Source organism: Novosphingobium profundi, from assembly GCF_018491765.1.
GTDB lineage: Bacteria > Pseudomonadota > Alphaproteobacteria > Sphingomonadales > Sphingomonadaceae > Novosphingobium > Novosphingobium profundi.
The window spans coordinates 45,801-66,659 of sequence record NZ_JABWCU010000009.1 but is presented as its reverse complement, the minus strand read 5'-3'; the positions used below and the strand labels follow the sequence as shown (position 1 = coordinate 66,659).

At 65.4% G+C, this 20,859-nt stretch carries 22 protein-coding genes; 14 read left to right on the top strand and 8 right to left on the bottom strand.

Going from position 1 to position 20,859, the window contains the following annotated elements; translation table 11 throughout:
* Window positions 1–11 precede the first annotated feature (11 nt).
* Together rsmI and HT136_RS11495 are read left to right on the top strand one after the other, a co-directional pair.
* Window positions 12–839 carry a 16S rRNA (cytidine(1402)-2'-O)-methyltransferase gene (rsmI, locus tag HT136_RS11500; RefSeq protein WP_214199916.1) on the top strand — a complete coding sequence of 276 codons (828 nt, stop codon included), beginning with the start codon at window positions 12–14 and terminating at the stop codon, window positions 837–839.
* Window positions 836–1,213, top strand: coding sequence for a YraN family protein (locus tag HT136_RS11495; protein ID WP_214199915.1), 378 nt, complete (start codon window positions 836–838; stop codon window positions 1,211–1,213). The genes rsmI and HT136_RS11495 overlap by 4 nt, the downstream gene beginning before the upstream one ends.
* A 28-nt stretch (window positions 1,214–1,241) precedes the next feature.
* On the opposite strand, the gene HT136_RS11490 is transcribed toward HT136_RS11495, so the two are convergent.
* A complete protein-coding gene (locus HT136_RS11490) occupies window positions 1,242–1,466 on the bottom strand; it encodes a hypothetical protein (RefSeq protein ID WP_214199914.1) in 225 nt (74 codons plus the stop codon).
* 109 nt (window positions 1,467–1,575) lie between these two features.
* Between HT136_RS11490 and gshB the strand changes: the two genes are divergently transcribed.
* Together gshB and HT136_RS11480 are read left to right on the top strand one after the other, a co-directional pair.
* The gene (gene gshB, locus HT136_RS11485) at window positions 1,576–2,562 is read left to right on the top strand and encodes a glutathione synthase (protein ID WP_214199913.1); all 987 of its coding nucleotides are present in this window, start codon (window positions 1,576–1,578) and stop codon (window positions 2,560–2,562) included.
* Window positions 2,563–2,595: 33 nt separating this feature from the next.
* Complete coding sequence (locus HT136_RS11480; protein ID WP_214199912.1) at window positions 2,596–3,207, top strand: DedA family protein; 612 nt, start codon at window positions 2,596–2,598, stop codon at window positions 3,205–3,207.
* A gap of 3 nt (window positions 3,208–3,210) precedes the next feature.
* Here HT136_RS11480 and HT136_RS11475 read toward each other — a convergent pair whose 3' ends face one another.
* Genes HT136_RS11475 through rph form a run of 4 tightly spaced genes read right to left on the bottom strand, consistent with a single transcriptional unit; the run spans window position 3,211 to window position 6,656 of the window.
* Window positions 3,211–4,125 carry a tyrosine recombinase XerC gene (locus HT136_RS11475; protein WP_214199911.1) on the bottom strand — a complete coding sequence of 305 codons (915 nt, stop codon included), beginning with the start codon at window positions 4,123–4,125 and terminating at the stop codon, window positions 3,211–3,213.
* Window positions 4,122–5,273 (bottom strand): radical SAM family heme chaperone HemW, encoded by a 1,152-nt coding sequence (gene hemW / locus HT136_RS11470; protein ID WP_214199910.1) that lies wholly within the window; start codon window positions 5,271–5,273, stop codon window positions 4,122–4,124. The genes HT136_RS11475 and hemW overlap by 4 nt, the downstream gene beginning before the upstream one ends.
* Before the next feature lie 9 nt (window positions 5,274–5,282).
* Entirely contained in the window at window positions 5,283–5,912 is a 630-nt protein-coding gene (rdgB, locus tag HT136_RS11465; RefSeq protein ID WP_214199909.1) for an RdgB/HAM1 family non-canonical purine NTP pyrophosphatase, read from the bottom strand.
* A gap of 27 nt (window positions 5,913–5,939) precedes the next feature.
* Complete coding sequence (gene rph / locus HT136_RS11460) at window positions 5,940–6,656, bottom strand: ribonuclease PH (RefSeq protein ID WP_214199908.1); 717 nt, start codon at window positions 6,654–6,656, stop codon at window positions 5,940–5,942.
* A gap of 85 nt (window positions 6,657–6,741) precedes the next feature.
* On the opposite strand from rph, the gene hrcA reads away from it, so the two are divergent.
* From hrcA to HT136_RS11445, 3 genes are all read left to right on the top strand, one after another.
* On the top strand, window positions 6,742–7,785 hold the full coding sequence (gene hrcA / locus HT136_RS11455) for a heat-inducible transcriptional repressor HrcA (RefSeq protein ID WP_214199907.1): 1,044 nt from the start codon (window positions 6,742–6,744) through the stop codon (window positions 7,783–7,785).
* Window positions 7,786–7,802: 17 nt separating this feature from the next.
* Complete coding sequence (gene grpE / locus HT136_RS11450) at window positions 7,803–8,381, top strand: nucleotide exchange factor GrpE (RefSeq protein ID WP_214199906.1); 579 nt, start codon at window positions 7,803–7,805, stop codon at window positions 8,379–8,381.
* Window positions 8,382–8,563: 182 nt separating this feature from the next.
* Entirely contained in the window at window positions 8,564–8,830 is a 267-nt protein-coding gene (locus tag HT136_RS11445; protein WP_214199905.1) for a glycine zipper domain-containing protein, read from the top strand.
* 78 nt (window positions 8,831–8,908) lie between these two features.
* Here HT136_RS11445 and HT136_RS11440 read toward each other — a convergent pair whose 3' ends face one another.
* Both HT136_RS11440 and HT136_RS11435 read right to left on the bottom strand, forming a co-directional pair.
* Window positions 8,909–9,409, bottom strand: a complete 501-nt coding sequence (locus tag HT136_RS11440; RefSeq protein ID WP_214199904.1) for a vgr related protein — start codon at window positions 9,407–9,409, stop codon at window positions 8,909–8,911.
* Window positions 9,410–9,419: 10 nt separating this feature from the next.
* The gene (locus HT136_RS11435; RefSeq protein WP_214199903.1) at window positions 9,420–9,992 is read right to left on the bottom strand and encodes a copper chaperone PCu(A)C; all 573 of its coding nucleotides are present in this window, start codon (window positions 9,990–9,992) and stop codon (window positions 9,420–9,422) included.
* Between the two features lie 193 nt (window positions 9,993–10,185).
* Here HT136_RS11435 and dnaK point away from each other — a divergent pair, with 193 nt between their 5' ends.
* Together dnaK and dnaJ are read left to right on the top strand one after the other, a co-directional pair.
* Window positions 10,186–12,102: a molecular chaperone DnaK gene (dnaK, locus tag HT136_RS11430; RefSeq protein WP_214199902.1), complete on the top strand. Its 1,917-nt coding sequence runs from the start codon at window positions 10,186–10,188 to the stop codon at window positions 12,100–12,102.
* Between the two features lie 81 nt (window positions 12,103–12,183).
* Entirely contained in the window at window positions 12,184–13,332 is a 1,149-nt protein-coding gene (dnaJ, locus tag HT136_RS11425; protein WP_214199901.1) for a molecular chaperone DnaJ, read from the top strand.
* Between the two features lie 10 nt (window positions 13,333–13,342).
* Here the strand turns inward: dnaJ and HT136_RS11420 are convergent, their stop codons facing one another.
* Window positions 13,343–15,661 carry a patatin-like protein gene (locus HT136_RS11420; RefSeq protein WP_214199900.1) on the bottom strand — a complete coding sequence of 773 codons (2,319 nt, stop codon included), beginning with the start codon at window positions 15,659–15,661 and terminating at the stop codon, window positions 13,343–13,345.
* Window positions 15,662–15,731: 70 nt separating this feature from the next.
* Here HT136_RS11420 and radA point away from each other — a divergent pair, with 70 nt between their 5' ends.
* The 5 genes from radA to HT136_RS11395 are packed head-to-tail and all read left to right on the top strand — an operon-like array spanning window position 15,732 to window position 20,792.
* Entirely contained in the window at window positions 15,732–17,105 is a 1,374-nt protein-coding gene (radA, locus tag HT136_RS11415) for a DNA repair protein RadA (protein WP_214199899.1), read from the top strand.
* Between the two features lie 12 nt (window positions 17,106–17,117).
* Window positions 17,118–17,645, top strand: a complete 528-nt coding sequence (locus tag HT136_RS11410; RefSeq protein WP_214199898.1) for a CvpA family protein — start codon at window positions 17,118–17,120, stop codon at window positions 17,643–17,645.
* Window positions 17,645–18,073 carry an iron-sulfur cluster assembly scaffold protein gene (locus HT136_RS11405; RefSeq protein WP_214199897.1) on the top strand — a complete coding sequence of 143 codons (429 nt, stop codon included), beginning with the start codon at window positions 17,645–17,647 and terminating at the stop codon, window positions 18,071–18,073. The genes HT136_RS11410 and HT136_RS11405 overlap by 1 nt, the downstream gene beginning before the upstream one ends.
* Window positions 18,074–18,124: 51 nt before the next feature.
* Window positions 18,125–19,756, top strand: a complete 1,632-nt coding sequence (locus HT136_RS11400) for an MFS transporter (RefSeq protein WP_214199896.1) — start codon at window positions 18,125–18,127, stop codon at window positions 19,754–19,756.
* The gene (locus HT136_RS11395; RefSeq protein ID WP_214199895.1) at window positions 19,746–20,792 is read left to right on the top strand and encodes an alanine racemase; all 1,047 of its coding nucleotides are present in this window, start codon (window positions 19,746–19,748) and stop codon (window positions 20,790–20,792) included. The genes HT136_RS11400 and HT136_RS11395 overlap by 11 nt, the downstream gene beginning before the upstream one ends.
* Window positions 20,793–20,859 lie beyond the last annotated feature (67 nt).

The window sequence follows — 20,859 nt, the reverse complement described above, 5'->3', positions numbered from 1 at the left end:
TGAGTTTCGTTATGGAACATTCTCTAGACCCCGGCCTCTATATAGTCGCCACCCCGATTGGCAACCTGGGCGATATAACGCGGCGAGCCGTTGAGGTTTTGCAGCAAGTCGAAGCTGTTGCCTGCGAGGACACGCGTGTCACCGGCAAGCTGATGCACCATCTCGGCTTCAAGACCCGCCTCATCCGCTACGACGATCACGCGGGCGAGGGCGACCGCGAGCGCTTGCTGGCCTTGATGCAGGAGCATCCCGTGGCGCTGGTCAGCGATGCCGGAACCCCGCTCATTTCCGACCCCGGCTATCGTCTGGTGCGCGAGGCGCGCGCGCGCGGTATCGCGGTCACCAGCCTCCCGGGTCCCAATGCTGCAGTGGTGGGCATGACCTTGTCGGGGCTTCCCAACGACCGCTTCCTCTTCGCGGGGTTCCTGCCCAACAAGGCCAAGGCGCGCGAGGACGTCCTGCTCGAACTCGCGCCGGTGCGCACGACGCTGATCTTCTACGAGACCGCGCCGCGTCTCGATGCGAGCCTGGCCGCGATCGGGGCGCTGATGCCCGGACGCGAGGTTTCAGTGGCGCGCGAATTGACCAAGAAGTTCGAGGAATGCCGCACTGGCTCACCCGAAGAGCTGGCGGCTTATTACGCGCAGCATCCTCCCAAGGGGGAGATCGTGCTGCTCATCGCACCGCCCGCGGACAAGCCGGTGGACGCGCTCGATGTCGATGCATTGCTGCGCAGCGAGCTTGAAGTCTCGAAGGCCTCGCAAGCGGCCGCGAAAGTCGCGCGGGCGACCGGGCTCGACCGCAAGACGCTTTACGCGCGCGCGCTCGAACTGCGGTGAGCCCGTGGCGTGATCGGGCTGCGCGCGATCGCGCCGAACGCGAGGGGCGGCGCGCGGAGACCTGGGCTGCCTGGTACTTGCGCCTCAAGGGCTGGCGGGTCCTTGCCCGGCGCGTGCAGACCCACCGCGGAGAAATCGACATCGTCGTGCGCAGGGGCCGGACCTTGTGCTTCGTCGAAGTGAAATGGCGGCGTAATCGGGCCGATCTTGACCGGGCCATCGATGCTTACCGCTTGCGCCGCGTGGCAGCGGCAGCCGAACTCGTCTCGAGTCGATATGCAAAGCCCGGTGACAGCGTCCGGATCGATGTCCTTCTGCTATCACCGGGCTGCTGGCCACGTGTGATACCCAATGCCTGGATGCCAGGGCTATGAGGGCCACACGGGTCGGCGGGGGTTCGTTTCAGCCGTGTGGCTTGGCTTCCTCGTGATGCTCGCCATCGTGATGCTCGCCGCCCTTTTCGTGGCTGGCATCTTCATGTTTGCCGTCCTCGTGCTTTCCTTCTTCGTGCTTGGCATCCTTGGCAGGGTGTTCCGAGCCATGATCGGGTTCGGCGGCCAGCGCGAGCGGCGCCGTCGCGCTGGCGGCAAGGACGCAAGCGAGAAGTGCAATTGTGGTCTTGTTCATGGACTTCGAAACTCCCAGATGGTGCTGTGCTTTCCCGCGAAGCTTATTCGCGTTGGCCCATGATTCGCTTTAAGCGAGCTCCCGGTGGAAATCCTCAGGACACGATAACATGACATTGCGCATAGCCGTACAGATGGACCCGATCGAAACCGTCAACATTGCCGGGGACTCCTCGTTCGCGCTGATGCTGAGCGCGCAGGCGCGTGGCCACGAGATCTTCCATTATGACGTGAGGACCCTTGCGTTCGATACGAGCGAAGGGGCTGGTGGCCGCCTGACCTGTTGGGGGGCGCCGATCACGGTGCGCCGTACCGAAGGGGCGCACTTCACGCGCGGCGAATACCGCTTGATCGACCTCGTCAAGGACATCGACGTCGTCCTCATGCGTCAGGACCCGCCGTTCGACCTGGGCTACATCACCGCCACGCACCTGCTCGAGCGGCTCAAGGGGCAGACGCTAGTGGTGAACGACCCCGCCTCGGTGCGCAACGCGCCGGAGAAGGTCTTCGTGCTCGACTATGCGCGCTTCATGCCGCCCACCTTCATCGCGCGCCGTATCGAGGACGTGAAACGCTTCCAGGCGCAGATGGTCGAACGCGGTCTCCCCGGTGACCTCGTCGTGAAGCCGCTCCACGGCAACGGCGGCAAGGCGATCTTCCGCGTGCCCGAGGACGGCAGCAACCTCGGCGCGCTGGTGGAGATGTTCCAGAACGCCTGGGTCGAGCCGTTCATGGTTCAGCCTTTCCTTCCCGACGTTTCCGAGGGCGACAAGCGCATCGTGCTGGTCGACGGCGTGGTGGCCGGCGCGATCAACCGCAAACCGGGCGCAGGCGAGTTCCGTTCCAACCTTGCGGTGGGCGGTTCGGCGGAGGCTTGCACGCTCACTTCGGCTGAAGAGGAGATCTGTGCGGCGCTCGGGCCGGAACTGCGTGCGCGTGGGCTCGTTTTCGTGGGTATCGATGTAATTGGCGGAAAATGGCTCACCGAGATCAACGTTACCTCGCCCACGGGCATTGTCGCAATCGACCGGTTCAACGGCACCGATACCGGGGCCATGATCTGGGACGCGATCGAGGCGCGCCACGCGGCGATGTGACGCTTTTTCACAGCCCTGGACGAGGGGTGTGACATGACCGAATTGATCTACGAGGTCATCCGTCAGGGCGGCTACTTCGGCATCTTCGTGCTGATGGCGCTCGAGAACATCGTCCCCCCGATCCCTTCCGAACTCATCATGGGGCTGGGGGGATTGGCGGTTGCGCGCAACGACATGGCGTTCCTGCCCGTGCTGGTCTGGGGCACGGCGGGGGCAACCTTAGGCAACTACGTGTTGTTCCTCATAGCCCATCGCATGGGCTATGAACGTCTGGAGCCGGTGGTCGAGCGTTGGGGGCGCTGGCTGACGCTGGAGTGGCACGACATCGAGCGTTCGAGCCGCTTCTTGCGCCACCACGGACACTGGGTCGTCCTGGTGTTTCGTTTCATGCCGATGTTCCGTACGCTCATCTCGATCCCGGCGGGACTAGCGCATATGGGCCATGTGCGCTTCCTGGTGTTCACGTTCGTCGGGGCAGGGGTGTGGAATCTCGCCCTCGTTGCGGGCGGCGCCTGGCTTGGCAAGACTTTCAAGGACGCGGAACAGTGGCTTAGCTGGGCGACCGTCGCCATGATCGTCGCGGCCGGCATCTGGTATGTCTGGCGTGTAGCGACCTGGAACCGCGCCGACACGGCGGAAGACTAGAGGTCAGTCCCCCGCTTCGCGCGGATGCGCATGGCGATAGACGTCGAGCAGGGTGGCGGCATCGACCTGGGTGTAGATCTGTGTCGAGCCGAGCGAGGCATGGCCGAGCAGCTCCTGGAGCGAGCGCAAGTCCGCCCCCGCACCGAGCAGGTGCGTCGCGAAACTGTGGCGAAGCGCGTGCGGGGTCGCCGTCTCGGGCAGCCCGAGCACGCCGCGCGCTCGCGCCATCGCCTTCTGTACGATGCCTTGCGCCAGCGGGCCGCCCTTGGCGCCGCGAAACAGCGCGGATTCCTTCGCCATCGGCCAGGGGCAACGCGCGACGTAATCGTCGATAGCCTCGCGCACGATTGGCAGGACGGCAACGACCCTCTGCTTCCCGCCCTTGCCGGTGATGACAAGTCGGTCGGTCAGCGGGAGGGCGGCCCCAGTCAGCGAGAGCGCTTCCGAAATGCGCAGGCCTGCGCCGTAAAGCAGCACCAGCACGGCCCGGTCGCGCGCGCCGATCCAGTCTTCGCGGGCAAGGTCGTCGACCATCGAGGCGAGCCCGACCGCTTCGTCGGGCGTGACCGGGCGGGGAATGCCCTTCTTGACGCGCGGGCCGCGCAGACGCGGCGGCGCGGCGCTGTCGTCACCTGTCTGCTTGCGCGCAAAGACAAGGAAGGCCTTGAGTGCGGAGAGTTCACGGGCGGAGGAGGAATTGCCGATACCGTCTCCCCGCCGCTCGGCCAGGTGCTGGCGCAAGGCTTGTGTGTCGCAGCGTGCAAGCTGAGCCCACGAGACGTGCGTGGTGATGTCTACACCCAGGAAATCAAGCAGGCGGGCAGCGGTCGCGAGATAGGCGCGGACGGTGTGGGGGCTGCGGCGAAGCGCGTGCCTCAGGTGATGCCCCCAGGCCTCGAGGACATCGGCGCGGGTCATTGCGTGACGAGGTCTGCAGGCACGAGTTCGCCCAGAAGCCCGTCGAGGAGCGGCATGCCCGCCTCGGTAACGCCCATGCGAACACCCTCGCGCCAGACGAGGCCCTGGCTCTCGTAGAACGCGGCCTTGTCCGCGTGGCACAGCGCCGATGTGGGCAAGCCGAAACGCCGGGCGAGGCTTTCGAGTTCGATGCCCTCGCGCAGCCTGAGGCCCATCAGCATGGCCTCGGAGGCCTGTTCGGGGCGTTCGAGATCGCGGCTCTCGACGATGCCGTGCGCCTCGGTCTCGAAGGCGGCGAGCCAGTTCTCGGGCTTGCGGTGGCGTACCGTGGCCTGACCCGCGCGGCGGCCATGCGCGCCCGGGCCGATGCCGCAATAGTCCTCGTAGCGCCAGTAAGTGAGGTTGTGGCGGCTTTCCTCGCCGGGCCGCGCGTGGTTGCTGATCTCGTAGGCGGGAAGGCCTGCCGCCGCCGTGCGTTCGCGGGTGAGCGCGAACATGTCTGCGCAGGCGTCTTCGTCGAGCGGTGTGAAATCGCCCTTGCGCACCATCGTCTCGAAGCGGGTGCCGGGCTCGATGGTGAGCTGGTAGAGCGAGAGGTGGCCCGTTCCGAAACCAAGCGCGCGCGCCAGTTCCGCGTCCCAGTCCGCGAGGCTCTGGCCGGGGCGGGCGTAGATGAGATCGAAGCTGACGCGCTCGAAATGCCGCTGCGCGACGTCGAGTGCGGCAAGGCCCTCGGAGACGTCGTGAAGGCGGCCGAGAAAGCGCAAGGTTTCGTTGTCGAGCGCTTGGAGGCCGAGCGAGACGCGGTTGATTCCCGAGGCCGCGAGACTGGCGTAGTTGGCCGCCTCGACCGAGGAGGGATTGCCTTCGAGCGTGATCTCGATGCCGGGAGCGAAGCCCCATAGCGCTTCGGCCTCACGCAGCAGCCGCTCGACAAGCGCGGGCGGCATCAGCGAAGGCGTGCCGCCGCCGAAGAAGATCGAGTGCAGCGGTTCACCGCCCGCAATGGCGTGCTCGTGGCGCATGTCGGCCAGCATCGCGGCTTCCATCGCGCCGTTGTCCACGCGCTCGCGAACATGGCTGTTGAAGTCGCAATAGGGGCACTTGGCCAGGCAGAACGGCCAGTGGATGTAGAGAGCGCGAGCCATCGGGTGAGCTTAGCGGTCGAACTGCTCCGCGACCAGCTTGGCGAAGGCATCGGCGCGGTGGCTCATCGCCTGCTTCTCGGCCGGGTCGAGCTGGGCGAAGGTCACGTCCCTGCCCTCGGGTACGAAGACCGGATCGTAGCCGAAGCCCATCGTGCCGCGAGGCGGCCAGGAGAAAGTACCGTTCACGCGGCCTTCGTAGACCACCTCGTCGCCATCGGGCCAGGCGATCGCGAGTGTGCAGGAAAACCAGCACGAACGGTCGACTTCGGGACCCTTTTCGGCCAGCAGGCCCTCGACCTTGCCCATCGCCATGTACCAGTCGCGCCCCGAAGGCCCCTCGAACCATTGCCGTTCGGCCCAGTCGGCGGTGTAGACGCCCGGGCGCCCCTCAAGCGCGGTGACCGAAAGGCCGCTGTCGTCCGAAAGCGCGGGCAGGTTCGCGGCCTTGGCGGCGGCGTGGGCCTTGAGGAGGGCGTTCTCGGCGAAGGTCGTACCCGTCTCGGCGGGTTCGGGCAGACCCAGCTCTCCGGCCGAGACGCACTCGATCCCGAAAGGTGCGAGGAGGGCGCCGATTTCCTTCAGCTTGCCGGCGTTGTGCGTGGCGATGACGAGCTTGGTGCCGTCGAGCTTGCGGGTCATGTGCGCCCTCCTGTCAGTTTCGAAAAGTTACTTGCCGACCGCTTCGGCCTGCGCGGCGAAGATGCGGTCGCAGCCGATACGGGCGAGGCGCAGCAGTCGCAGCAGGCCTTCCTCGTCGTACGTCGCGCCCTCGGCCGTGGCCTGGACTTCGGCGATCTTGCCGCCTTCGATCAGGACGAAGTTGGCGTCGGCGTCGGCCGAGCTGTCCTCGATATAGTCGAGGTCGAGCACCGGGGTGCCCTCGCAGATGCCGCAGGAGATTGCGGCGACGCGGCCCATGATCGGGTCTTCCTTGATCTTGCCTTCGGCCATCAGTTTGTCGACGGCGAGGCGCAGCGCCACCCAGGCGCCCGAGATCGAGGCGGTACGGGTCCCGCCGTCGGCCTGGAGCACGTCGCAGTCGAGCACGATCTGACGCTCGCCCAGCTTCTTCATGTCGACCACGGCGCGCAAGCTGCGGCCGATCAGGCGCTGGATTTCCTGCGTGCGGCCCGACTGCTTGCCCTTGGCCGCCTCGCGGCTGCCGCGCGTGTGCGTGGCGCGGGGCAGCATCGAATATTCACCCGTGACCCAGCCTTCGCCCTTGCCGCGCAGGAACGGGGGGACCTTTTCCTCGACCGACGCGGTGACCAGCACGCGCGTGTCGCCGAACGAGATCAGCGCGGAGCCTTCGGCGTGCTTGGTGAAGCCGGTCTGGATGTCGATGGTGCGCATTTCGTCGGATGCACGGCCGGAAGGTCGCATGAATTTGCCTTTCGCTGTTCTTGGAGCCGCCCCTACGCGCTTTAGGCTTGAGGCTGCAAGAGCAGAGCCTAAATTGTCACGCATCATGCCAAGCCCACCGATCACCGAACTGACCAGTCGCGCGCGCGACATTTTCCGCCTTGTCGTGGAGGGCTATCTCGAGACGGGCGCGCCTGTTGGTTCGAAGGCGCTGGCGGGGCCGGGCGGGGTCGGGCTTTCCTCCGCCTCGATCCGCTCGGTGCTGGCGGATCTCGAATCGCTGGGCCTGCTTGCCGCGCCGCACACCAGCGCGGGGCGCCTGCCGACCGAGGCGGGCCTGCGCCTGTTCGTCGATGGCATCATGCAGGTGGCCGAGCCGAGCATCGAGGAGCGCCAGGCGATCGAACGGGGCCTTTCCGCGCCCGGCCCTATCGAGGCCGCTTTGGAGGCGACGAGCTCTCTCCTTTCCAATCTCACCTCGAGTGCGGGGCTGGTCATGGTCCCCCGGCGCGAACCGCGCCTTTCGCACCTGCAACTGGTCCCCCTGGGGCCGGGACGCGCCCTGGCGGTCGTGGTCGACGATGACGGCGCGGTCGAGAACCGGGTCGTCGAACTTCCCGAGACGCTGGCTCCGGGGAGCCTGGAAGCGGCTTCGAACTTCATCAGCGCGCACCTCAAGGGGCGCACGTTCGGCGAGGCGACGCGGCTGATGCAGGCCGAGATCGCCTCGGGCAAGGCAGCGCTCGATGCGGCGAGCCGTGAACTCGTCGAACGCGGTCTCGCTGTGTGGAGCGAGGACGCGTTGGCGCGCCCGGTGCTGATCGTGCGGGGCCAGGCGAACCTCCTCGACGAGAGCGCTCTGTCCGACCTCGAGCGCGTGCGGTCTCTGCTCGACGACCTCGAAAACAAGCAGTCGGTCGCCGAATTGCTCGAAAGCGCGCGCGAGGCGCGCTCGACGCGCATCTTCATCGGGTCGGAGAACCGGCTTTTCGCGCTTTCGGGCTCCTCTGTCATCGCTTCGCCCTATCGCGACCGCGAGGGCAGGGTGATCGGCGTGGTGGGGGTTATCGGTCCGACGCGGTTGAATTACGCGCGGGTCGTCCCCATGGTGGACTTCACCGCCCGAAGTCTGGGCAAGCTTATCGGATAGCTGGAACCAAAGAAGACATGACTGACGACAAGACGCAGCCGCCAGTGGATCAGGATGTGGCACGCGAACTGGAAGGGGTGCCCGAGGAAATGCTCGATAACGGCGAACCGGACGCCAACGACGCGCAGGACGAACTCGCCAAGCTGCGCGAGGAACTCGCCGTGGCCAAGCAGGACGCGCTCTATGCGCGCGCCGAGACGCAGAACGTGCGTCGCCGCCTCGAGAAGGACATCGCCGATGCGCGCAACTACTCGGCGACCAGCTTCGCGCGCGAGATCCTTTCGGTTGCCGACAACCTGGCCCGTGCGCTTTCGGCCATTCCCGCCGACCAGCGCGAGGACGAAAAGCTGAAGAACATCGTGGTCGGCATCGAGGCGACGAGCCGCGAGATCGACAAGGTCTTCACCAATCACGGCATCACCCGCGTGGCCGCGATGGGCCTGCCGCTCGATCCCAACCAGCACCAGGCGATGATCGAAGTGCCCTCGGCCGACGTCGAGCCGGGCACCGTCGTGCAGGAATTGCAGGCGGGCTACATGATCAAGGACCGCCTGCTGCGTCCGGCCATGGTGGCCGTCGCGAAGAAGCCGGACTGAGCTTTTTCGGATCGTGCGCTTCGCCTTTGGCGATGGTCGCATTCCAAGCGGAGCCGTGATCGAGAGGTCGCGGCTCCGCTTTGCGTTTGGGCCACCTTGCGGCCAACTTTCCAAGAAATTCCGGAACTCTTTTCCGGTGGCTCCGTTGGTTCTGGTAACAAACGATTACCGGAGTAAATGGGATGCGCAACTACTGTAAACTGATCTTGCCCGTCATGGCTGCTGGCTGCTTCGCGATGGCCGGCTGTGCCAGTAACTATGCCGGCGAAGGCGCGCTGGCAGGCGGTGCGCTCGGCGCCGGTGTCGGTGCGGTCGCTGGCGGCGATGTCGGCACTGGCGCGGCGATCGGGGCGGCTGCGGGCGCGGCGGCCGGGTCGCAGGTCAAGAAGAAGGATGGCTGCTACAAGTACGATCGCCATGGCAATCGCTACTGGGACGACCACTGCTGAGCGCGCTTCGGCTCGTTCATGAACACGAAAACGGGGGCTGATGCAGCGGTGCACCAGCCCCCGTTTTCGTGTCCGGCGTCAGGTCGCAGATCGCAGTTGCGGCGTGAAGGGCAGCAGTTCGAGGTAGACAGACAGCGGCGCCAACCCTTCAACGGATACGCCGCTCAGCAGCATGAAGGCGTGGCGCACGATCTCGGCCTGCTGCTCGAGACCGTAGCGCTCGAAGGGCTTGCCCGGCTCCAAGGTGTATTCATAGCGGCACCAGGGATGGCGGTGTGTGGGCAGGAAGTGCCAGCCCTTGCGCTGCGCCTGCCAGACGTGCGTCATCTCGTGGATGAACAGGCCTTGCAGGTCCATCCCGCTTGCGGCGAAGTCGTCGCAGTAGAATTGCGCGCGGGGATGGAAATGGATGTGGCCGCACGGCGCCATGACCGTGCGCAGCGGTTGCCAGGGAAACCAGCGCCGGCGCCGGATGCGTACCGGAGTATAGGCGATCGCGTCGCCGAAGACGCGGCGCGCCAGAGCAATTTCCGCAGCGGTCAATCCGCGTTCCTCACCCGGCGGGCACGTGTGCTCCATGCTCGCGGGATCAGTGCTGCATCGTGTCCATCGCGCCGTGGTCCATGGACGCGTGGTCCATCGCCATGCCCGCATCGGTGTCCATTCCGGCGCCCATCTTCTCGATCGCGAGCGGCATCGAGATCTTGTCGCCATCCTCGAAGGTGATCGTCATTTCGGTCGTTCCGCCACTCGCCAGTTTCGCAGTGTCGAGATCGAAGGCCATGACGTGATACCCGCCGGGTGTGAATGTCACGGTTTCACCAGGGGCGACCGCGAGACGTTCGACCGCGCTCATCTTGCCGCCTTCGGTCTTGTGCATCTCCGCGCTGTCGGCGCCGTCGATGTGGATCGAGGCGAGCGCGACGGGCTTGTCGCCGCTGTTGGTGAAGCTGAAATAGACCGCGGCGGGACGCCCCGCGACGACGGGCAGGACGAGGCGTCCGGCCTTCGCGCTGGTGCCCGGCTTGGCGTCGGGGCCCAACGCCTCGCTCGCACCGGTCGCGCTTTCGGACGGGGTGGGCTCGGGCGATTTCTGACAGGCAGCCAGGCTCAGCACGGCCAGCGAGAGGGCTGAAAAGGCGGCGATCTTGCGGGTCTGCATGGCGGAAGCATCCTTGCTGGCGTCGGTGAATTCGAGGGTGACGCTAATGCCAGCACGATGGTCTTGTTCCAAGAAAAACCGCACCTATATCCCGCTTCGACGATTGAACGTCACCGAGCCGCACAAGCCGCCTTGCCTCAAACAAGGGAGGCGATCCGCGCGGTGTCAACCATTGACGTGAGGAATGGGGATAATGGGTAAAGTAATTGGTATCGACCTTGGCACCACCAACAGCTGCGTTGCCGTCATGGACGGCGGCAAGCCCAAGGTCATCGAGAATTCCGAGGGCGCGCGCACGACGCCGTCCATCGTCGCCTTCACCAAGGACGGCGAACGCCTGATCGGACAGCCGGCCAAGCGCCAGGCGGTCACGAACGGCGACAACACGATTTTTGCGGTGAAGCGCCTCATCGGCCGCCGCTTCGACGATCCGGTGACCAAGAAGGACACCGAGCTCGTCCCGTACACCATCGTCAAGGGCAAGAACGGCGATGCCTGGGTCAACGCTGGCGGCGAAGACTATTCGCCCTCGCAGATCTCGGCCTTCACTCTTCAGAAGATGAAGGAAACCGCCGAATCGTACCTGGGTGAAACGGTCACGCAGGCGGTCATCACGGTGCCTGCGTACTTCAACGACGCGCAGCGCCAGGCGACCAAGGACGCCGGGCAGATCGCGGGTCTCGAAGTTCTGCGCATCATCAACGAGCCGACCGCGGCCGCGCTCGCCTATGGCCTCGACAAGAACGACGGCAAGACCATCGCGGTCTACGACCTTGGCGGCGGCACCTTCGACGTCTCGATCCTCGAGATCGGTGACGGCGTGTTCGAGGTGAAGTCGACCAACGGCGACACGTTCCTGGGCGGTGAAGATTTCGACACCAAGCTCGTGGAGTGGCTGGCCGACAAGTTCAAGGCCAAGGAGAACATGGATCTCCGCACCGACAAGCTGGCCCTGCAGCGCCTGAAGGAAGCGGCCGAGAAGGCCAAGATCGAGCTGTCCTCGACCGCCTCGACCGAAGTCAACCTGCCCTTCATCACCGCGCGCATGGAAGGTGGCGCCACCACGCCGCTTCACCTCGTCGAGACGATCACCCGCTCGGACCTCGAGAAGATGGTTGCGGATCTTATCAAGCGCACGCTCGACCCGTGCAAGAAGGCCTTGGCCGACGCCGGCGTTTCGGCTGCGGATATCGATGACGTGGTGCTCGTGGGCGGCATGACCCGCATGCCCAAGGTGCGCGAAGTCGTGAAGGAATTCTTCGGCAAGGAGCCGCACACCGGCGTGAACCCGGACGAAGTCGTGGCCATGGGCGCGGCGATCCAGGCCGGCGTTCTCCAGGGCGACGTCAAGGACGTGCTGCTGCTCGACGTGACCCCGCTTTCGCTGGGCATCGAGACGCTGGGCGGCATCATGACCAAGATGATCGACCGCAACACGACGATCCCGACCAAGAAGAGCCAGGTCTACTCGACCGCCGAAGACAACCAGCAGGCGGTGACGATCCGCGTGTTCCAGGGCGAGCGCGAGATGGCGCAGGACAACAAGCTGCTCGGCCAGTTCGACCTCGTCGGCATCCCGCCGGCACGTCGCGGCGTCCCGCAGATCGAGGTGACCTTCGACATCGACGCCAACGGCATCGTGAACGTGTCCGCCAAGGACAAGGGCACGGGCAAGGAACAGCAGATCCGCATCCAGGCTTCGGGCGGTCTTTCGGACTCCGACATCGACCAGATGGTCAAGGATGCCGAGAAGTTCGCCGAGGAAGACAAGAAGCGTCGTGAGGCGGCCGAAGCCAAGAACAACGGCGAAAGCCTTGTCCACGCGACCGAGCAGCAGCTCGTCGAGAACGGCGACAAGATCGACGCTGGCCTGAAGGGTGAAGTCGAGGCCGCGATCGCCGCTGCCAGGACCGCGCTTGAAGGCACCGATGTCGCGGAGATCACCGCCAAGACCCAGGCCCTCACCGAAGTGGCGATGAAGATGGGCCAGGCGATCTACGAGAAGGAACAGGCTGCCGGCGGCGCCGACGCGGGCGCTTCGGCTCCCCAGGCCGACGACGACGTGGTTGATGCCGAATTCTCGGAAGTCGACGAAAACAACAAGGGCTGACAGTCCTGATGAAACTGCAGGGCGTCGTCGGTGCTCAACGCGCCGGGGGCGCCTTGCGGCATCGAAGGAGGTGAGACCACAGTGTCAGCAACCGAAATCGACTATTACGAACTCCTCGAAGTTTCGCGCGATGCCGACGACAAGACGATCAAGTCGGCCTATCGCCGGATGGCCATGCGCTTCCACCCGGACAAGAACCCGGGCGATGCTGAGGCCGAATCCCGCTTCAAGCAGTGCAGCGAAGCCTATGACTGCCTGAAGGACCCGCAAAAGCGCGCCGCCTACGACCGCTTCGGTCACGCCGCGTTCCAGCAGGGCATGGGCGGTGGCGGTGGGCACGGCGGCCATGGCATGGGCGCCGAATTCGGCGATATCGGCGACATCTTCGAATCCATCTTCGGCAGCGCCTTCGGCGGTGGCGGCGGTGGCCGCCAGCAGGCCCGCCGCGGCGCCGACTTGCCCTTCGACATGGAAATCGCGCTCGAGGATGCCTTCAACGGCAAGAAGACCGAGATCACCATCGAGGTCTCGCAGGTCTGCGAACCGTGCGAGGGTTCGGGCGCCGAGCCCGGCACCGGCAAGCGGACGTGCTCGATGTGCGCGGGCCACGGCAAGGTGCGCGCCCAGCAAGGCTTCTTCATTGTCGAGCGCACCTGTCCGACCTGCCACGGTCGCGGCGAGGTGATCGAAAAGCCGTGCCGTTCGTGCGGCGGTGAAGGCCGCGTCGACAAGCCGCAGACGATCGAGGTGGAGATTCCCCCGGGCGTCGACAACGGCACGCGCATCCGTTTGTCCGGCAAGGGCGAGGCGGGGCCATTCGGGGCGCCTCCGGGCGATCTCTATATCTTCCTTCACGTCAAGCGCCACAAGGTGTTCGAGCGTGAGGGGACGACGCTGATCACCCGCGTTCCGATCACCTTCACGACGGCGGCGCTTGGCGGATCGATCGAGATTCCGGGTATCGACGGGGCACCGATCACGGTCGACATTCCCGCCGGCATCCAGTCGGGCAAGCAGCTTCGCAAGCGCGGCGCGGGCATGCCGGTGCTGCAGGGGCGCGGCCGCGGCGATCTCGTCATCGAGATCGCGGTCGAGACGCCTACCAAGCTCACCGCACGCCAGCGCGAGATCCTGCGCGAGTTGCAGGAAACCGAGACCGGCGAGGAATGCCCCCAATCGAAGGGCTTCTTCGATCGGATCAAGGATGCCTGGAGCGACCTGACCGAGTGACCCGCGGGCCTCAGTCGCGCGACAGGATCTCGTTTCGAACCTGATCGACAAGGGAGGGATCGGCGCATAGCCGGTCCCTTTCTTCGTCGAGCACCGCGAGAAACGCCTCACGGCGCAAGCTGCGCAGCTCTTCGTGGCTGAGCGCGTGGTCTAACGGCACGGTCGAGGCGATCAAATCGATCATCCGCTCGGCGCCGTGGAGGCGCCCCCATAGATAGTCGTTCTCACGGTAGGCACGGCTGAAGAAAGCCCCGAAGGTGAAGAATTCGGTGCCGCGCAGAGGCGACACGCCGCCTTCGGGCCGGATCGCGGTGCAATCCTCGGGCGAGATGCGATCGACCTGGATCGGATCGAATTCGTTGAGCCCTTCGCCGCGCAGCATCGGAAGCGTCGCCGCGTCGTAGAAGGGGAAACCAAGGTACGCGAGCAGGATGCGCCGACGCAAGTTGCGGGGCATTTCGGATAGCGCTGCGGTCAGGATCTCGTCGACCTTTTCGTCGGTTTCCTGCAATCGCCAGATGCTATCGAGCACGTTGAGCGCCTTGGAGGGATGCTCGAGGATACGCGCTGCGCTGGCCTGGAAGGCGCCCCGCTGCGCCACGCCCCAGTTCGCCTCCTGATAGAGACTGAGCGCGGCGTAGATGGCATCGCGCGCCTTGTCGCGGTCGCTCTCGTTTACACCCTGGTCCTGTTCGCGCTCCTGCGTCACGCGGCGCGCAAGGAAGCGAAGGCGCCGCGTGCGGTAGGCGATGTCGTAGCGGCGGAAGAATTCGATGAGCCTGGGCGAGCTGCCGTTGCGCAGACCCTGGCTGCGGTCGAGGCCATCGTCGGCCAGTTGGCGTACAAGCCGATCGACCAGCGGTTTGGTCGAGCCCTGATCGAGCTCGGGCGCGGCTTCGAGCGCGCGGCGCGCGATGCGTTCGAGAACCCCCGTCAGCTTGATCTGCGCATAGCTGTGATAGGCGAAACCGGCCTGTTCGCGCGTGGCCTTGTGCGCCTTCTCGCGCCAGTTGGCGAGGCGCGAGGGCGTCGGGTGATCGAGGAAGAAGGTATGCCCGAACAGCTTCTCGACGGTTTCCTCGATCTCGGGGCGCAGGGCCTCGATGATCTCACGCAGCGTTGCGGTCTCGCGCGAATCGAGTTCGATCGCTTCGAGATTGTCGCGGATCGGTTGTTCGCGCGGGATCGAGGAGAGTGCCCCGAAAATGACCGAGAAGAAACCGGGCGCCTTGGGGTGGCGCCGTGCGGCTTCGCCGAAGGCATCGGGCGTGGGCTCGATGTAAACGATCCGGCGATCGACCTCGCGCGCGGCGGGCCGGTTGCGCAGCACGCTCATGGCGTCGCGGAAGGGGGCATTAACGAGCACCGAGCCGTCGATCAGCGCGACCGCGTCCAGATCGCCGCGCTGCGTGTGTTCGGGCATGATCCGGGCAAGGAAATCGTCGCGGCCTGGCCAGTTCATTTCCCGCTTCGCGACGAGGTCGTCGATCTCGGCGAGCTGCAGTGGAGGGAAGGCGCCCGGAAAGCTCGAAGTCGCCCGGGCCGCCAGAATGAGTTCGGGCACCGCGGTGAGCGAGGAACCGCCCTGCGCAGGTGTGCGGGCGTGGAAGTCGATCGTCAGGCGGTGTTCGCTCTCCAGCACGAGTGGCGGGGAGTGGAGCTTGAGACCCTCAAGGTGCCCTTTGAAATCGGTCGCGGTCACGAAGAGGTCGAGAGGATGGCGGGCAGGAAGCAGCGGGGCGCCGCCAGGGGCGCGGGCCATCGCCTCGAAGGCGGCGGCCAGCGTTGTCGACAGGCCCTGGCCGGAGAAGGGCGGTTCGAACCAACGCGAACGGATCAGGCGCGAGAGCTTCTCGTGCACTTCGCTGCGGGTTTCGGGGGCGACGCTGTCATGGATCGCACTGTCCTGCCGGCCGAGCAGGATCGAGACGATCGGGCGCGCCCAGAATTTCGATGCCGCCGACCAGGGACGTGCCTCGGGATCGAGCAGGGCGTCGATATCGGCGCATTCCAGCCAGAGGTTGGTGAGCGGTTCGAGCGACTGTCCGGAATGGATCGCCTGGGCCAGGAAGACGCTGTTGATCCCGCCCGCGCTCGCTCCCGCGACGACATCGGCCATGACCCGCAGGCGAATGCCGCACCGTTGCGCGATGGTCTCGAGCATGCGGTGATAGACCGCGACACTGCCCGCCTCCGGTGGCTCTCCCGCCCAGAACGACTGGCTGGCCTTGAGGGCCTTCCACAGCTCCTTGGTGACCCCATGCATGTAGACGGCGAGGCTGACGCCTCCGTAGCATACCAGTGCGATCCGCAGTTCTTTTTGCCGCATGCCGCCACGGTGGACCCGAAGCGCTTGAAAGGCAATTGCGTTCTTGCTCCGTTCCGGTTACCTCCCTCGCATGGCAAAGCCCAAACGTCGATATGTCTGCCAGGCCTGCGGGGCCGTTTCCACGCGCTGGCAGGGTCAGTGCGCGGATTGCAGCGAATGGAACACGCTCACCGAAGAAGCGCCCCAGACCGTCTTCTCGTCCAAGCACGATCTGTCCTCCGGCGGGCGCCCGATAATCTTCACGCCGCTAGATGCGCCCGGAGAGCTCCCGGTGCGCCGGGCCAGCGGCCTTGCCGAATTCGACCGCGCACTGGGGGGAGGGCTGGTGCCCGGTTCGGCCATCCTCATGGGTGGTGATCCCGGCATCGGCAAGTCGACGCTTCTGCTCCAGGTTTCCGCGCACATCGCCAATTCGGGCGGCTTGTCGGTCTATGTCAGCGGCGAGGAGGCGGCGGGGCAGGTGCGCCTCAGGGCCGAGCGCCTCGGCCTCTCGAAGGCGCCGATCCAGATGGCCTCGGCGACCTCGGTGCGCGACATCCTGACCACGCTGGGTTCGATGGAAACGCCCGCACTTCTGGTCATCGACTCGATCCAGACGATGCATTCCGACCAGATCGAGGGGGCGCCCGGAACCGTTAGCCAGGTGCGCGGCTGTGCCTTCGAGCTCATCCGCTACGCCAAGGAAAACGGCGTGACGCTGATCCTCGTCGGGCATGTCACCAAGGATGGCAATATCGCGGGGCCGCGCGTGCTCGAGCATATGGTCGACGTGGTCATGAGCTTCGAGGGCGAGCGCAGCCACCAGTACCGTATCCTGCGCAGCCTCAAGAACCGCTTTGGTCCCGTCGACGAGATCGGTGTGTTTTCGATGGAAGGCGCCGGGCTGGCCGAAGTCGGCAACCCCTCGATGCTGTTCCTTTCGGGGCGTGACGAGCCGATGGCAGGGAGCGCGGTGTTCCCCGCCATGGAAGGCACGCGGCCGGTCCTGATCGAGATTCAGGCGTTGATCGTGCGGCTGCAGAGCGGAGCAACGCCTCGGCGAGCCGTCGTGGGCTGGGACAATGGGCGCATGGCCATGCTGCTGGCGGTGCTCGAGGCGCGTTGCGGGCTCAATTTTTCGAGCGCGGAAGTCTATCTCAACGTGGCTGGCGGTTACCGTCTGTCCGATCCCGCGGCCGACCTCGCGGTCGCGGCCGCGCTGGTTTCGGCGCTGGGCGACAAGCCGCTTTCGAGCAATGCGGTGTGGTTCGGCGAGGTTTCGCTGGCCGGGGAAATCCGGCCGGTCGCACATTCATCGATCCGACAGCGCGAATCGGCCAAGCTCGGGTTCGCCAAGGCCTTCGGACCAGCTTCGGCCCCCGCGGAAGAGGGGAGCAAGGGACTTGCGTTCACGGGTCTTGGCATGCTGCCCAATCTCGTTGACCGTATCCTTGGTGATGCCTAGGAAGCTCGACCCATGACAGGTTTCGATATTGTCGCGCTGCTGTTCGTCGCTATCGGTGCGGTCACCGGGTTCCTGCGTGGTTTCGTACAGGAAATATTGGCTCTATCCGCCTGGATATTCGCCATTTTCGCGATCCGCCTGCTGCATGTTCCGCTGACCTACCAGCTTGAGGGTTTTCTTGGCGAAGGAAGCAGTGCCAGCGTCCTGGCCTTTGCACTGCTGTTGATCGTGCCTTACGCTCTCGTGCGTCTCGTGGCGAAGTGGGCGGGCTCGCGCAGCCGCAAGTCCGTCTTGGGTCCGATCGATCGCGTACTGGGGCTGGGCTTCGGCGCGATGAAGGGGGTCATCGTCATCGTGCTGGGCTTCTCGGTGCTGATGCTCGGCTACGATACGGTCTGGGGGCCTTCGGGCCGTCCCGCGTGGATCACCCAATCGCGCACCTATCCCTTCATCAACGCCAGCAGCGAGGCACTGGTGAAGATCATCGCCGAACGCCGCAACGCAATGCGCGCCGAAGCCACTGCGCCGGACGAGGACTGATGGCGACGGTGCTTTATACGCCGGAGGTCCTGGGGCTTGCGGTGGACCTCGCCGGTTATCCCCTCGACGAGGCACTCCCACTGCTCGGTCAGGCACGATCGGCAACTTGTGGCAGTCAGTTGCGTCTGGGCCTGTCGTGCGACGCGCAGGGACGTGTCATGCGCGTTGGCCTCGCCGCACAGGCCTGTGCGATCGGACAGGCGGCGGCCGCGATCTTTGCCAAGGGGGCGACGGGCAAGACGCCCGACGACATCGATGCGGGCGCGCAAGCCATTCGTCTCTGGCTCGCCAAGGACGGCGCGATGCCCGAATGGCCCGGCTTTGAGGTTCTCGCGGCGGTTCCCGATTACCCGGCCAGGCACGGGGCGGTCCTGCTGGCCTGGAACGCGGCGTCACAAGCTCTTTCCTCGACGCACCAGCAGCGCTAGTCTCGTTCCCGAGAGGCCTGGATACAGGTTCGAGGGGGAGAGACGTGCTTCATGACAGGAGCGGAAACGGGCGACGTCGTTCGCGAACCGAGCGCATCGGACATACGGCTCGTCATTGCCGCATCGTCGATGGGGACGGTGTTCGAGTGGTATGACTTCTTCATTTACGGAACGCTCGCGGGGATCATCGGTCAGGCGTTCTTTCCGTCGGGAAACGCGACGCTGGAAACCTTGCTTGTCTGGGCCGGCTTCGCGGTGGGATTCGGATTTCGTCCGCTTGGTGCAATCCTGTTCGGGTATCTGGGCGACAGGTTGGGGCGCAAGTACACCTTCCTCGTCACCGTCACGCTGATGGGAGTGGCAACGGCCGGGGTCGGGCTGATCCCGGAGGCGTCGAGCATCGGCTTCGTGGCGCCCGTGATCGTTCTGGTACTGCGCGTTCTACAGGGACTGGCGCTCGGAGGTGAGTACGGCGGCGCGGCGATCTACGTCTCGGAACATTCCCCGCCTGAACGGCGCGGCTATTTCACCGGCTACATCCAGGCCAGCGTCGTAGGCGGCTTCGTGCTGAGCCTGATCGTCGTGCTGGGTTGCAAGGCCTTGCTGAGCGAGGAAGTCTGGCTCGCCTGGGCCTGGCGCCTGCCGTTTTTGCTTTCGCTGGTCCTGCTCGGAATATCCCTCTGGATGCGCCTCAAGCTATCGGAAAGCCCGGTGTTCCAGGCCATGCGCGCGGAGGGCGAGGTCTCGGGCAATCCGTTTACGGAAAGCTTCACGTACCCCGGTAACCGCAAGCGCATATTCATCGCGCTGTTCGGCATCGCGGCGGGCCTGACCGTCATTTGGTATACCGCGATGTTCTCGGCGCTCGGCTTCCTGAAGGGAGCGATGCGCATGGAGACGACCGCGGCCGAAGTCATCATCGGTGCCAGCGCCGCGATCGGCATGGTCTTCTTCGTGGTCTTCGGAGCGCTTTCCGACCGGATTGGGCGCAAGAAGCCGATCGTCTGGGGCTATGCGCTGACGCTGGTCGTGCTGTTTCCCGCATTCTGGATCATGGGCGAGAGCGCCAATCCCCATCTCGTGCAGACCAACCGCGAGGTGCCGGTCTTCGTTGCGGGCCCCGGATGTGCGTACAGTCCCTTCAAGGCCGAGCAGGCCTCGCCTTGTGCCAGTCTCCTCGGCGACCTGACCGAACTGGGTGTGACTTACACGCTCTACCCCTCCGATACGCTCATGCTGCGCATCGGCGAGCAAGTGGAGGATCTTTCCGCGCATCCCTGGAGTTTCGCCAAGGCCCGCAAGGAGCGTCTGGCCGGCTTGCTGCACGCGGCCGGTTACAGCTTCGAGCGGGTCCGCCCCGCGCCCTTGGCCGCCCTCAAGATCGCCGCGATGCTGCTCGTGCTGATGGCCTTGTCGGGAGCGACCTATGGCCCCGTGGCCGCTTTGCTGGCCGAGATGTTTCCGCCCCGCATACGTTACAGCTCGATGTCGATCCCTTATCATATCGGCACCGGCTATTTCGGAGGTTTCCTGCCTCTCATTTCCAGCTACATGGTGGCGAGCAGCGGGAATCCCTTTCAGGGCCTCTGGTATACCTGGGGCGTTGTGGCCTTCGCGTTGCTGATTTCCCTTTGGGGTCTGCAAGGCGGACCGCCGCGTGATTTTGGAAAAGATGCACCCTGACTGCCTCCAGGCGCCGCTGCGCCTCGATTTCGACGACGATGCCCTGATCGCCAACTGGACCACGCTTGACCGGCTTTCGGGCGCGGCGCGGGCAGGTGCGGCGATCAAGGCAAACGGCTACGGGACCGGGGCGGCGCACGTTGCCCCCTTGCTGCTGCGCGCGGGCTGTCGCGATTTCTTCGTCGCGCATTGGGGCGAGCTCGCCGATGTCCTGCCTGCACTCGAGCCGGGTATGGTTTCGGTGCTCCATGGTCCGCTGTTCGAATCCGACGTCGCTTACGCGCGGCACAGTGGCGTCAAGCCGGTGATCAATTCGCTGGAGCAGGCCCGCCGCTGGATCGCGTCGGGGGGCGGGCGCTGCGACCTCATGGTCGACACGGGCATGAACCGCTTGGGCGTTGCGATGGAGCAACTGGGCAACGAAGTCCTGCAAGGGCTCGACGTCGACCTGCTCATCTCGCATCTGGTCGCGGCCGAGGAGGACACGCCGTTGAACGAACGCCAGCGCCAGCGTTGGCGCGAGGCCTGCCAGATCGTTGCGCACCAGCGCGCGAGCCTTGCCAACAGCGCCGGGATTGCATTGGGTGAGGCCTACCACGGGCAGGTGACCCGACCGGGCATCGCCCTATACGGGGGTGTGCCGCGCGCCGAAATGGCGCCGGTCATCCGTCCCGTCGTCCGCCCCCAGGCCGCGTTGCTGCAGGTGCGCGACATCGCCGCGGGCGAGACGGTCGGGTACAACGCCACCTTCACCGCCAGCACCGCAATGCGCGTGGGCACCGTCGCACTCGGCTACGCCGACGGCTACTTGCGCTGCTGGTCGGGGAAAGGCGTGCTGCGATCACCCGGAGGGTGTGCGCTGCCGGTGCTGGGGCGCGTCAGCATGGACCTTACCATCGTCGATCTCAGCGCCGCGCCGGACCTTTTGGAAGGCGACTGGCTGAGCGTCGACTACGCTCTCGAGGAGGCCGCGCGGACCACGGGTCTGAGCCAGTACGAACTTTTAACTCTGCTGGGACGTCGTTTCCGGCGGTAGTTAGCCATTCCAGCAACTATTGCTGCGCAGCAAATCCTGTTGCAACGCGACATATCGGGGGGTACGT